Source organism: Streptomyces adustus, from assembly GCF_009377175.1.
Taxonomy (GTDB): domain Bacteria; phylum Actinomycetota; class Actinomycetes; order Streptomycetales; family Streptomycetaceae; genus Streptomyces; species Streptomyces adustus.
The window spans coordinates 1-12,311 of the sequence record NZ_VJZD01000273.1; the positions used below are offsets into that span (position 1 = coordinate 1).

Annotated in this window: 11 protein-coding genes; 8 read left to right on the plus strand and 3 right to left on the minus strand. The window is 73.6% G+C overall.

Features of this window, described 5'->3' with window-relative positions:
- Positions 1 to 36: 36 nt before the first annotated feature.
- Together FNH09_RS39275 and FNH09_RS39280 are read right to left on the minus strand one after the other, a co-directional pair.
- A complete protein-coding gene (locus FNH09_RS39275) occupies positions 37 to 693 on the minus strand; it encodes a DedA family protein (RefSeq protein WP_375970032.1) in 657 nt (218 codons plus the stop codon).
- Positions 693 to 1,466: an MBL fold metallo-hydrolase gene (locus FNH09_RS39280; RefSeq protein ID WP_162469771.1), complete on the minus strand. Its 774-nt coding sequence runs from the start codon at positions 1,464 to 1,466 to the stop codon at positions 693 to 695. The genes FNH09_RS39275 and FNH09_RS39280 overlap by 1 nt, the downstream gene beginning before the upstream one ends.
- An 82-nt stretch (positions 1,467 to 1,548) precedes the next feature.
- On the opposite strand from FNH09_RS39280, the gene FNH09_RS39285 reads away from it, so the two are divergent.
- From FNH09_RS39285 to dnaK, 6 genes are all read left to right on the plus strand, one after another.
- Positions 1,549 to 1,980, plus strand: coding sequence for a hypothetical protein (locus FNH09_RS39285; protein WP_152894660.1), 432 nt, complete (start codon positions 1,549 to 1,551; stop codon positions 1,978 to 1,980).
- 60 nt (positions 1,981 to 2,040) lie between these two features.
- A complete protein-coding gene (locus FNH09_RS39290) occupies positions 2,041 to 4,278 on the plus strand; it encodes a phage holin family protein (protein WP_152894661.1) in 2,238 nt (745 codons plus the stop codon).
- Between the two features lie 243 nt (positions 4,279 to 4,521).
- Positions 4,522 to 5,583: an ATP-binding protein gene (locus FNH09_RS39295; RefSeq protein WP_152894662.1), complete on the plus strand. Its 1,062-nt coding sequence runs from the start codon at positions 4,522 to 4,524 to the stop codon at positions 5,581 to 5,583.
- 56 nt (positions 5,584 to 5,639) lie between these two features.
- The gene (locus FNH09_RS39300) at positions 5,640 to 7,376 is read left to right on the plus strand and encodes a vWA domain-containing protein (RefSeq protein ID WP_152894668.1); all 1,737 of its coding nucleotides are present in this window, start codon (positions 5,640 to 5,642) and stop codon (positions 7,374 to 7,376) included.
- Positions 7,377 to 7,441: 65 nt separating this feature from the next.
- Positions 7,442 to 7,867, plus strand: a complete 426-nt coding sequence (locus tag FNH09_RS39305; RefSeq protein WP_162469773.1) for an OsmC family peroxiredoxin — start codon at positions 7,442 to 7,444, stop codon at positions 7,865 to 7,867.
- A gap of 241 nt (positions 7,868 to 8,108) precedes the next feature.
- Positions 8,109 to 9,998 (plus strand): molecular chaperone DnaK, encoded by a 1,890-nt coding sequence (gene dnaK / locus FNH09_RS39310; protein ID WP_152894663.1) that lies wholly within the window; start codon positions 8,109 to 8,111, stop codon positions 9,996 to 9,998.
- A 43-nt stretch (positions 9,999 to 10,041) separates the two neighbouring features.
- Here the strand turns inward: dnaK and FNH09_RS39315 are convergent, their stop codons facing one another.
- On the minus strand, positions 10,042 to 10,905 hold the full coding sequence (locus FNH09_RS39315; protein ID WP_162469774.1) for a Scr1 family TA system antitoxin-like transcriptional regulator: 864 nt from the start codon (positions 10,903 to 10,905) through the stop codon (positions 10,042 to 10,044).
- Positions 10,906 to 11,280: 375 nt separating this feature from the next.
- Here FNH09_RS39315 and FNH09_RS39320 point away from each other — a divergent pair, with 375 nt between their 5' ends.
- Both FNH09_RS39320 and FNH09_RS39325 read left to right on the plus strand, forming a co-directional pair.
- Positions 11,281 to 11,586: a 4a-hydroxytetrahydrobiopterin dehydratase gene (locus tag FNH09_RS39320; protein WP_152894665.1), complete on the plus strand. Its 306-nt coding sequence runs from the start codon at positions 11,281 to 11,283 to the stop codon at positions 11,584 to 11,586.
- 30 nt (positions 11,587 to 11,616) lie between these two features.
- On the plus strand, positions 11,617 to 12,311 hold a 695-nt coding region (locus tag FNH09_RS39325), incomplete at its 3' end, for a methyltransferase domain-containing protein (protein ID WP_162469775.1).

The window sequence follows — 12,311 nt, forward strand, 5'->3', positions numbered from 1 at the left end:
CGAACCCCCACCGCGGCCGCGGACGCGGCGCAGCGCTCAGGCGCCGGCCGTGCGGCGGACCCGGCGCCACACCGTCGGCGCCGCGCCGATCAGCACGGTCAGTGCCACCGCCGCGACCACGCCCTCCCACGGCTCGCTGAACAGCGAGCCGCCGAGGATCCCGATCAGCTGGTACGTCACCGCCCAGGCGAGGCAGGCCGGCAGATTGCCCCGGGCGAACAGCCGCAGCGGCCAGTCGGCCATCAGACAGGCCAGCATCACCGGGATCCGCCCCGCGGGCACCAGCCGGGACAGCACCAGGACCGCCACCCCGTGCTCGGCGAGCCTGTGCTGCGCCCCCGCCAGCCGGTCCTCCGGCGCCCGCGCCCGGATCGCCTCCAGCCAGCGCGAACCGTTCTTCGAGCGCATCCCGCGCCGGCCCAGCCAGTACAGCGCCGCGTCACCGAGGAACGCGGCCAGCGACGCCGTCACGAAGACCGCCGCCAGGGCGAACGGCGCCGTCTGATGGAAGGCGACCACGGCCGCCGAACTGACCAGCGCCCCTGTCGGCACCACCGGCACCAGCGCCCCGATCAGCACCAGCAGGAACAGCGACGGATAGCCCAGCGCCTGCTGCGTGGACTCCGGCGGTACGGTCCGCGCGGCGGCGGACAGCACCGGAACGGCCGACAGCGACGCGAGGGCCGGGGGTATCACGAGGTGACCTCCAGGCGCACGCTCTCCCCGTGTGCGAGCCGGTGCACCACGACCTCCGGCGCCCGTTCGGCCGCGAGGCGCACGAACTCCTCGCCGGGCGCGTGGAACTCATGGGGGCGCACGGCGTCCAGCCCGATCGGCCAGTACGTGCCGTAGTGCACCGGCACGGCGCTGCGCGGCGCGAGCCGGGCGAGTGCCTCGGCCGCCCGCCCGGCGTCCAGATGCCCCTCACCGAGGTACGGGCCCCAGCCGCCGACCGGCAGCAGTGCCGTGTCGACCGGCCCGACCTCCTCGGCCATCGAGTCGAACAGCCCCGTGTCCCCGGCGAAATAGGTGCGGGCCTCGCCCGTCACGACGTAGCCGAGCGCGGGGCAGCGGCGCGGCCCCACGGGCAGTCGCCGCCCGTCGTGCCGGGCGCGCACGGCCCGCACCACCAGGGCGCCGACCACCGTCTCGTCCCCGGGGACCACCTCCTGCACGTCCAGATGGGTGAGCCGGCGGAGTCCGGGGACGGCGCGCGGGGCGCCCCGGGGCACCAGCAGGCGCGTGCCCGGCGCGAGCCGCTCCAGCGACGGCAGGTGCAGATGGTCGGCGTGCAGATGGGAGACGAGGACGACGTCCGCGCGCCGGGCGTCCGCCGGGGGCAGCGCGCCCCGGCGCCGGCGCAGATGCGCGAGCCGGCCGGTGAACAGGGGATCCGTGAGCACGCGTACGTTCGAATCCTCGACCGCGCAGGTCGCGTGGCCCCACCAGGTGATCTCCACCGGCACCTCTTTGCCTCCTTCGCGCGACTCCCCGAAGCCTACGGGCAGGAGTAGGGTCGGCGGCGAAACCCGGAGGTGAGGGGACGCCATGGGAGAGGTGCGGGGTGCCTCCGGCGGGTCGGACGCGGTGCGGGTGACGGCGATCGCGAGCCTGACACCCTTGGAGGAACTGGACGACGACCCTTTCCTGGTGGACTCGCGCAGCCAGCACGCGATGTGCGCGCGCTGGGCCGCCGAGCGGGGGTACGTGGTCGCCCGGGAGCTGATGGTGTGCGGGCTGCGCCCCGACCACGTGGTGCTCTGGGACGGTGTGCGGCCCGGCGTGGACCTGTTCGTGGCGCCCAGCCGGCGGGTGCTGGAGAGCGCGCTGTCGTCCGTCGAGGAGTTCACCGCGGAGGCGCTGCGGCGCGGGGTGCGGGTCGAGACGGTGGGGCGGGCCGAACCGCTGTACGACGCGCAGATGAAGGCGCAGGTGCACCGCCGGCTGTCCATGCCGACGGCCGGCTACGACGGCCGCTGACCCGGACCCCGGCGGACGTCCGCACAGGGCTTGTCATCCGGCCTGTGGCAGGGTTGGAGGATGAGGGCCCGCGGCCGGCGTGGGGCCGGGACGCGAGGTGTACGGGCCGTGCGGGACGTGCGTTGGCGGCGGATCGTCAGTCAGATCGGGCGGAGCATCGTGGTGTGGGCCGTCTCCACGGTCACCATGCTGGTCCTCGCGGGCATCCTGCCGGACTTCCAGCTCCAGTCCGCCGACGGTGACAGCGCCACCAGCATCGCCGTCACGGCCGCGTTCGGCGCGGGCTTCTTCGGTCTGCTGTCGGCCCTCGTGTGGCCCCTGCTCGTACGGCTCCTGCTGCTGGTCCCCGCCTTCGTGCTGGGCCTGCTGGTCTTCTTCCTCAACGGCTCGCTGCTGCTGCTGGCGCTGCGGCTGACCCCGTCCGGCAGCAGCGCGGCCGCCCCCGAGACCGCGGTCATCGTCGCCGCCGTGATGTCCGCCGTCGCCTCCGCCACCGGCGCCGCCCTGGCCGTGCGCGACGACGAGGCCTACCGCCGCCGCCTCTCCCGGCTCGCCGTCCGCCGCCGCCGGGGCGGCCCGCCCTGCCCGAGGACCCCCGGCACCGTCTTCCTCCAGTTCGACGGCGTCGGCCACGACGTGCTCGTGGACGCCGTCCGCAAGGGACTGATGCCGACGGTCGCCGGCTGGCTGGGCACCGGCCCCGACCGGGCCCCCGCCCCGACCACGCACCGGCTGAATTCCTGGCGCACCGACTGGTCCAGCCAGACCGGCGCCAGCCAGCTCGGCATCCTGCACGCCAGCAACTTCGACATCCCCGCCTTCCGCTGGTACGAGAAGGACAGCCGGGAGGTGATGGTCTGCAACCGCCCGACCAGCGCCGCCGAACTCCAGCGCCGCGCGGTCGAGCGCACCGGCGACGGCGGACTGCTCACCCTGGACGGCGCCAGCCGCGGCAACCTCTTCGGCGGCGGCGCCGACGAACAGGCGCTCGTGCTGTCCATCGCCATCGGCCGCCGCGGCCGCCGCACCCGGTCCCGCTCGGGCTACTTCGCCTATTTCTGCGACCCCGCCAACGCCGTGCGCACCGTGCTGTCCTTCGTCGCCGAGGTGGGCCGCGAGATCCACCAGTCGACCCGCGCCCGGCTGCGGGGGCAGCTCCCGCGGGTCAGACGCGGCGGTCTCTACCCCCTCGTCCGCGCCTTCGCGACCGTCGTCGAACGGGACGTCGTGGTCGCCGCGGTGATCGGCGACATGCTCGTCGGCCGCACGGCCGTCTACGCCGACCTGGTCGCCTACGACGAGGTGGCCCACCACTCCGGACCGCACAGCCGCGACGCCGAGCAGGTCCTGCGGCGCATGGACCGCTGCCTCGCGCTGATCGGGAAGGTCGCCGAGCACGCCCCGCGGTCGTACCGGATCGTCGTCCTGTCCGACCACGGGCAGAGCCCCGGCGAGACCTTCCGCTCCCGCTACGGCCTCACCCTCGGCGACCTGGTGCGGGCCGGCTGCGGTCTGCCCGTCCCGCGCCGGGCCGACCGGACCCTGGCCCACGCCGTCGGCGCCGCCCGCGCGGGCGAGCCCCCGACCGGCACCGAGGCCCGTGCCGCGGTCCGCGCCGCGCTGCACCGCCCGGTCGAGGAGAGCCACGACCGGCACCGCCCGGCGGGCCGCCGCTCGGACCCGATCGTGCTGGCCTCCGGCAACCTCGGCCTGGTGTCCTTCCCCGACGTGCCGCACCGGATGACCAGGGAGGAGATCGACGCCCGCCATCCCGCGCTGCTGCCCGCCCTGGCCGGCCATCCCGGCATCGGCTTCCTCCTCGTACGCAGCGAGGAGCACGGCGGTGTGGTGCTCGGTCCCGGCGGCGCGGAGATCCCGCTGGACCGGCTCGACGAGGACCCCGGGCCGCTCGCGGTGTTCGGGCCGGGCGCCGCCGACGCCGTGCGCCGCACCCACTCCTTCCCGCACACCGCCGACATCATGATCAACTCCTGGCACGACCCCGCCGCCGGCGAAGTCCTCGCCTTCGAGGAGCAGATCGGCTCGCACGGCGGCCTCGGCGGCGCCCAGAGCCGCCCCTTCCTGATGTCACCGCTCGCCGTCTCGGCACCGGTCGAGGACGGCGCCGAACTCGTCGGCGCCGAACACGTCCACCGGGTGCTGCGCCGCTGGCTGCGCGAGCCGGACGGCCCCCAGGTGCCACTGGCGGCGGGCCCGCGGAGCGCGCGGCAGCCGAACGGACAGGAGGGGCGCACGGAGCGGGACGGCCGGGAGGGCCAGGAGGAGTGCGCGGCCTGACGGCGAGCGGCCCGGACCGTCGGACGGCCTGACGGCGAGCGGCCCGGACCGTCGGACGGCCTGACGGCGAGCGGCCCGCACGGCCGGACGGCCTGACGGCGAGCAGCCCGCGCGGCCGGACGGCGGCAGCGCATCGCGTGATAAATCGGCTGCGTGGGCGGACGCGTACGCACACACTGTTCGCGTCCGGCGGCGCGCACCACGGCGCGCCCGTCCCCACCCCCCTCGCAAGGAGTCCCTGCTTTGCAGGCTGCCGTCACCGTCACGCCCGCCCGCCTCCCGGAGCTGCTGCTCGGTCTCGCCACCGTGCGGCCCGTCTTCGTCTGGGGCGCCCCCGGCATCGGAAAGTCCTCCCTGGTCAGGGAGTTCGCCGAGTCGCTCGGCCTGGAGTGCGTGAGCCTGCTCGGCACCCAGCTGGCACCCGAGGACCTGATGGGCGTGCCACAGATCCGGGACGGACGCTCGGTGTTCTGCCCGCCGGAGGCGATCGCCCGCGACCAGCCGTACTGCCTGTTCCTGGACGAGCTGAACGCGGCCTCGCCGGATGTGCAGAAGGCGTTCTACTCGCTCATCCTGGACCGCCGCATCGGCTCCTACGAGCTGCCCGCGGGCTCGATCGTCATCGGCGCCGGCAACCGCGCCACCGACAACGCCCTCGCCCGCCCGATCGCCTCCGCGCTCGTCAACCGTCTCACCCATGTGCACCTGGAGGCCTCCGCCAAGGACTGGCTCGGCTGGGCCGCCGCCCACGCCGTCCACCCCTGGATCCTCGACCACCTCACCGACCGGCCCGACCACCTGTGGTCCCGGCCGCCGAAGACCGAGGAGCCGTTCTCCACGCCTCGCTCCTGGCACATGCTCTCCGACGCCCTGCACTCCTTCGGCCGCGACCTCGACGAGGACACCCTGAAGGTCCTCGCGCACGGCACGCTCACCCCCGCGCACGCCGTCGCCTTCTGCGGCTACGTGAAGATCGTCCGCAGCCGGTACGGCATCGAGGCCGTCCTTCGGGGCGACGCCCCCTGGCCGCACCGCGTCGAGGACCGCGACCTGCTCTACTACCTCGCCGACTCGTTCCGCGGCCGGCTCCTCAAGGAGCTGCCGGCCGACAAGGAGCACATGCCGGCGAGCGGCCGGCAGCTGGCGTACCGGGCGAAGTCGCTGCTCGTGCAGCTCGCCGAGATATCCGTCGAGGTCGCCCAGACCGTCATCGCCGCCGACGCCGAGGGCAACCCGGTGCTGCCCGCCTGGTTCCTGGTCGAGGCGGCCCGCGACATGCCCCGGCTGGTGGAGGCGCGCCGGTGAGCCGGGAGCGCGGCCGCAAGAAGCGGGACGTCGCCGCGGAGGCGTTCGCCGAGGGGATGCGGCTGTTCCGCGCCAACCCGGCGCTGGCCGCCCTCGACCTCAGCGTCTGCCGTACGGAGGACTGTCCGCTGACCCCCGGGGACGGACTCGTGCGCGCCGACTCCGCAGGCCTCCTGCACGTCCATCCGGCCCGGATCGCCGACCCGGCGCACTGGGCCTGGGCGCTCGCCCACGCCGGTCTCCATCTGGGCTTCGGGCATCTCCCCGCGGCCCGGGGCGAGCGGGTCCAGCCCGACCGCCACGAGCTCGCCGCCCGCTGCACGGTCGTCAACCGCTTCCTGCTGACCTTCCCCGTCGGCACCGTCCCGGACGAGCTGCCGCTGAGCTACCCCGACGGCGACGAGGAACGGCTCGCCGCCCGCTGGCGGCGCACCGGACTGCCCGCCGTGTACGAGCACTGCGGCACCGCGGGCACCGAACCGGACCAGCTGCTCGTGCCGGCGGTGGGCTGGTTCGGCGGTCACCTCCCCGACTGGCAGCTGGCGTTCGCGGGCGCGCTGACCCGGACCGTGTCCGCCGCGATGGACGTGGCGGGCGGCCGGCGCGACACCCTCGACGGCGAGGCGACCGGACGGCAGCCCTGGGAGCGGGCGCTCGGCTGGTTCGTCTCCTCGTTCCCGCTGCTCGGCGGCATCGCGGCGGGCATCCGGCTGGTCGCCGACGCCGAACTCGCCCGCGCCCACGGCATCGCGGTCGCCGCCGTCGACGCGGAGGCGGGCGAGATCTACATCAACCCCGTCCGGCGGTTCGACGACGAGGAATGGCGCTTCGTCCTGGCCCACGAGATGCTGCACGCTGCCCTGCGGCACGGCGACCGCTGCGGCGGCCGCGACCCCTACCTGTTCAACGTCGCCTGCGACTACGTCGTCAACGGCTGGCTGTGCGAGATGCAGGTCGGCACCATGCCCGACGGACTGCTGCACGATCCCTCCCTCGCCGGACTGTCCGCCGAGGAGGGCTACGACCGTATCGCCGTCGACCTGCGCCGGATGCGCCGGCTGGCCACCCTGCGCGGCAAGGGCGTGGGCGACGTCCTCGGCGCCCCGCTCGGCCCGCCGCGCGACCACGTCGACCTCGACGGCTTCTACCGCCGGGGCCTCGCCCAGGGCCTCGACCTGCACGAACGACAGGAGCGCGGCTTCCTGCCCGGCGGTCTCGTCGAGGAGATCCGCGCCCTCTCCCACCCGCCGCTGCCCTGGGACGCCCGACTGGCCCGCTGGTTCGACGAGTTCGTACCCCGTCCCGAACCCGTCCGCTCCTACGCCCGTCCGTCCCGCCGCCAGTCCGCCACCCCCGACATCCCGCGCGCCGGACGCCACTTCCCGCCCGAGGAGATCGCCCGCTGCACCTTCGGCGTCGTCCTCGACACCTCCGGTTCCATGGACCGGACCCTGCTCGGCAAGGCCCTCGGCGCCATCGCCTCCTACGCCGAGGCCCGGGACGTCCCGGCCGCGCGGGTCGTCTTCTGCGACACCGCCCCGCACGACGCCGGCTACCTCCAGGTCACCGAGATCGCCGGGCGGGTACGGGTGCACGGGCGCGGCGGTACGGTGCTCCAGCCCGGGATCGACCTGTTGCAGCGGGCCGAGGACTTCCCGCCCGGCGCGCCCGTCCTCGTCATCACCGACGGCTGGTGCGACGTGCTGCGGGTGCGGCGCGAACACGCCTATCTGATCCCGGAGAACGCACGACTGCCGTTCACCGCGCGCGGGCCGGTGTTCCGGGTGCGCTGAGCCGGAATGTGATCGGATGGTGCGCAGGAATCCCGGAACCGGGAACCCACGCGAAAGGAAGAACCGTGGCAACCACGCGCTCCGCACACACCGTCTGGGAAGGCAACCTGCTCGAGGGCAACGGAGTCGTCACCTTCGACTCCTCCGGCATCGGCCAGCAGCCGGTGTCGTGGCCGTCGCGCGCCGAGAAGGCCAACGGCAAGACCAGCCCGGAGGAGCTGATCGCCGCCGCCCACTCCAGCTGCTTCTCCATGGCCCTCTCGCACGGCCTGGCCGGTGCCGGCACCCCGCCCACCAAGCTCGTCACCTCGGCCGACGTGACCTTCCAGCCGGGTGAGGGCATCACCGGCATCCACCTCACCGTCGAGGGCTCGGTCCCCGGCATCGACAACGACGCGTTCGTCGCCGCCGCCGAGGAGGCCAAGAAGAACTGCCCCGTCAGCCAGGCCCTGACGGGAACGACCATCACCCTGTCGGCGAAGCTCGCCTGATCCACCTGATCCACCTGATCCACCTGATCCATCTGATCCGCACGTTCCGCCCGATCCGACGGAACGTACGCCCGCCTGCGCGGACCGCCCGGCCGGGGTGGTCCGCGCAGGCGGGCCGGCCGTGCCATTGACAACGGCGTGTGCGCGTTCTGTGCTGGAGTGCGGGAGGCCCTGCGACACGACCTCCTGGTGACCCTGGTGACCCTGGTGACCCTGGTGACCCTGGTGGAAGGGGACAGCGATGGGACGTCCGGTCGGGATCGATCTGGGAACCACGAACTCGGTGGTGGCAGTGCTGGAGGGCGGCGAACCCACGGTCATCGTCAACGCGGAGGGCACCAGGACCACACCCTCGGTCGTGGCCTTCGCCAAGAACGGCGAGGTCCTCGTCGGCGAGGTCGCCAAGCGGCAGACCGTCACCAACGTCGACCGCACCGCCCGCTCCGTCAAGCGACACATGGGCGCCCCGGACTGGCGGTTCCCCGAGCACGGTTCCGTGGACGGCACCCGCTACCGCGCCCAGGAGCTGTCCGCGCGGGTCCTCCAGAAGCTGAAGCGGGACGCGGAGGCCTACCTCGGCGAGGACGTCACGGACGCCGTGATCACCGTGCCCGCCTATTTCGACGACGTCCAGCGGCAGGCCACCAAGGAGGCCGGTGAGATCGCCGGCCTGAAGGTGCTGCGGATCATCAACGAGCCGACCGCGGCCGCCCTCGCCTACGGTCTCGACCGCGGCGAGGAGCAGACCGTCCTCGTCTTCGACCTCGGCGGCGGCACCTTCGACGTGTCCCTGCTGGAGATCGGCGACGGGGTCATCGAGGTCAAGGCCACCAACGGCGACACCCTGCTCGGCGGCGACGACTGGGACCAGCGGATCGTCGAGCACCTCGCCGCCCGCTTCAAGGCCGGGTCCGGCATCGACCTCGGCAACGACCGGATGGCGCTGCAACGGCTGCGCGAGGCCGCCGAGAAAGCCAAGATCGAACTGTCCTCGTCCTCGGAGACCTCGATCAATCTGCCGTACATCACCGCCTCCGCCGAGGGCCCCCTCCACCTCGACGAGAAGCTGACCCGCGCCCAGTTCCAGGAGCTCACCGCCGATCTGCTGGACCGCTGCAAGACCCCCTTCCACCAGGCGGTCAGGGACGCCGGCGTGAAACTCTCCGCGATCGACCATGTGATCCTGGTCGGCGGCTCGACCCGGATGCCCGCGGTCACCGAGCTGGTCCGGGAGCTGACCGGCAAGGACCCGCACAAGGGCGTCAACCCGGACGAGGTCGTCGCCGTCGGCGCCGCCCTTCAAGCGGGCGTCATCCGCGGCGACGTCAAGGACGTCCTGCTCCTCGACGTCACCCCGCTGTCCCTGGGCATCGAGACCAAGGGCGGCATCATGACCAAGCTCATCGAGCGCAACACCACGATCCCCACCCGCCGTTCGGAGATCTTCACCACGGCCGCCGACAACCAGCCCTCGGTCGGCATCCAGGTCTACCAGGGCGAACGGGAGATCGCCGCGTACAACAAGAAGCTCGGGGTCTTCGACCTCACCGGCCTGCCGCCCGCCCCGCGCGGCATCCCGCAGATCGAGGTCGCCTTCGACATCGACGCCAACGGGATCATGCACGTCTCCGCCAAGGACCTGGCCACCGGCCGCGAACAGAAAATGACCGTCACCGGCGGCTCCGCCCTGCCCAAGAACGACATCGACCGCATGATGCGCGAGGCCGAGCAGTACGCCGAGGAGGACCGGGCCCGCCGCGAGGCGGCCGAGACCCGCAACCAGGCCGAGCAACTCGTGTACCAGACCGAGAAGTTCATCCGCGACAACGAGGAGCGGGTGCCCGCCGACACCCGGCCGGAGGTCGAGTCGGCGATCGCCGAGCTCAAGGCGCTGCTGGAGCGGCAGGCCGACACGGACGAGCTGCGCGCCGGCGTGGAGAAGCTGGCCACGGTCAGCCAGCGGCTGGGCCAGGCCATGTACGCCCAGGCGCAGCAGCAGGGCCCGACCTCGGCCACGGGCCCGCAGGACGCGCAGGGACCCCACGGTTCCCAGAGTTCCCAGGACGACGACGGAGTGGTCGACGCGGAGATCGTCGACGACGACCGGGACACGCGGGGCGGCGCCGCCTGACCGCCGCTTCCCGGGTCAGGACCGCGAGGTCGGGACCCCCAGGTCAGTACTCCCGGCGGTAGCGCCGGAGGATCTTCTTCGTCTGCACGGCCGACGCGGCGTGCGTGGTCATGTGGTCCAGGACCTCCAGATGCGCCGCGACCTCCCGGCGCGAGTCGAGGTACAGCGCGCCGGTCAGGTACTCGGTGAACACCATGTCGGGCAGTTCGGGCTCGGCGAAGCGGAACAGCGAGAACGGCGCGTACGTCCCCGGGTGCGGGCCCGCCGTGAACTCGGCGACCTGCACCGTGACCTTCCTGTCCTCGGTGATCTCCAGCAGCTTGGTGAGCTGGTCGCGCATCACCTTGCCGTGGATGCTCACCGGGCGGCGCAGCACCGTCTCGTCGATGATCACCCACAGGTGGGGCGCGTCGTCGCGCTCCAGCAGCCGCTGGCGGGTCATCCGCAGCGAGACATGCCGTTCCACCGCCTCGACGCCCTCCTGCGCGATCGTCCCGCCCTCCATGACGGCACGCGCGTACGCCTCGGTCTGGAGCAGTCCGGGCATGAAGTGCGGTTCGTAGGACCGGATCAGCCGTGCCGCGCCCTCCAGGCTCACGTACAGGCTGAACCACTCCGGGAGCACGTCGTGGAAGCGCTGCCACCAGCCGGGCTGGTTGGCCTCCTCCGCCAGGTTCACGAAGTCGGTCGCCTCCTCGGCGGGCACGCCGTACGTCTCCAACAGCACCTGCACGTAAGGGATCTTCAGGGCGACCTCGGCCATCTCCATGCGCCGCACGGTCGCCGGAGCCACCCGCAGGACGCGCGCGGCCTCCTCGCGCTTGAGTCCCGCGGCCTCCCGCAGCTCCTGCAACCGTCTGCCGAGCACCACTTGGCCCACGGTGGGAGCGGGCCGACGCTCACTCACGCCACGTCTCCCCTGTGAGTCGATCAACCGGGCCAGTGTGCCACGGGACGCGCGGCAGCACCGGAGGTCGATCGAATTGCATCCCGCACCGCCGCGTCAAGTACGCCCCGAAAAAGGGAACTTGACGGTGGCCGGATCGGCGGGCGGGAAGGGCCCGGGCACCGGTCCGGCGCCGGTCGCGTCCATCGGCGTGTGGTGACGGCAGTGCCGGCCCCCGCGCCCGATACCCCTCGGCGGCCGACCCCCGTACGATGGCCGACACCCGATCGGCGGCCCGCCCGGCCGCCGGACCGGCGACACCCGTGACCAGCGCCGCCGCGGCCGTGATGTGGCACGCTGGACGGGTACGCGCCACCCAGGAAGGGAGCGAGCGCCATGGCCGTGGAAGCGCTGTCGCAGAAGGAGATCGAGGACCGGCTGGCCGAGCTGCCGGGCTGGTCCCAGGACGGGGACCGCCTCGCCCGCTCCTACCGGCTGTCCTCCCACTTCGCGGCGGCCGCGCTGGTCGTGCACATCGCCCAGGTGCAGGACGAACTCGACCACCACTCCGACCTCACGCTCGGCTACCACACGGTCTCGCTCACCGTGAACACCCACAGCGTGGGCGGGGCCGTCACCGAGCTCGACTTCGCGCTCGCCCGCCGGGTGGAGGATCTGGCCCCGGGGCACGGCGCCCACTGAGCGCGGCCGGACCGGGAGGGGAGAGGACGCGTGCTGGACTACGACGAGGAGGCCGAACGCTACGACGCCTCCCGCGGCGGCGAACCCAGGGCGGCCGCCGCCGCGGCGGCCGTGCTCGGCCTGGTGCCGCCGCGGACGCGCGGGCTGCTCGACGTCGCCTGCGGCACCGGCATCGTCACCCGGCGGCTGGCCGCCGGACGGGACGGACTGCGGGTCACCGGGGTCGACCTCGCGCCCGCCATGGTCCGCCGGGCCGCCGCCCGCCTTCCCGGCGCCGTGATACGCGCCGACAGCCGCCGACTGCCCTTCGGCGACGAGCAGTTCGACGCCGTGTGCAGCGTCTGGCTGCTGCACCTCGTGGACAGCGACGCGGACGTGCGCGCCATCGTCGCCGAGTGCGCCCGGGTGCTGCGGCCGGGCGGGGTCTATGTGACCACGGTCGACAAGGCCGCCGCGCACAACGTGGGCAGCGACATCGACGCCGTCCTCGCCTCCCGGCCGCCCCGGGCGGCCCGGGACGCGGCGCCCCTCGTGGAGTCGTACGCCCTGGCGCACGGCCTCGCTCCGGCCGGGCAGGCCCGCTTCGACGGCCACGGCCAGGGCCGCAGCCCCCGCCGGACGGTCGCGGACCTGCGCCGCGGCTGGTTCGTCACGCTGCCGCCCGGCGACCCGCTCGCCGAGCCGTTCGCCGCCCGCCTCCAGGCCCTGCCCGACCAGGACCGCCC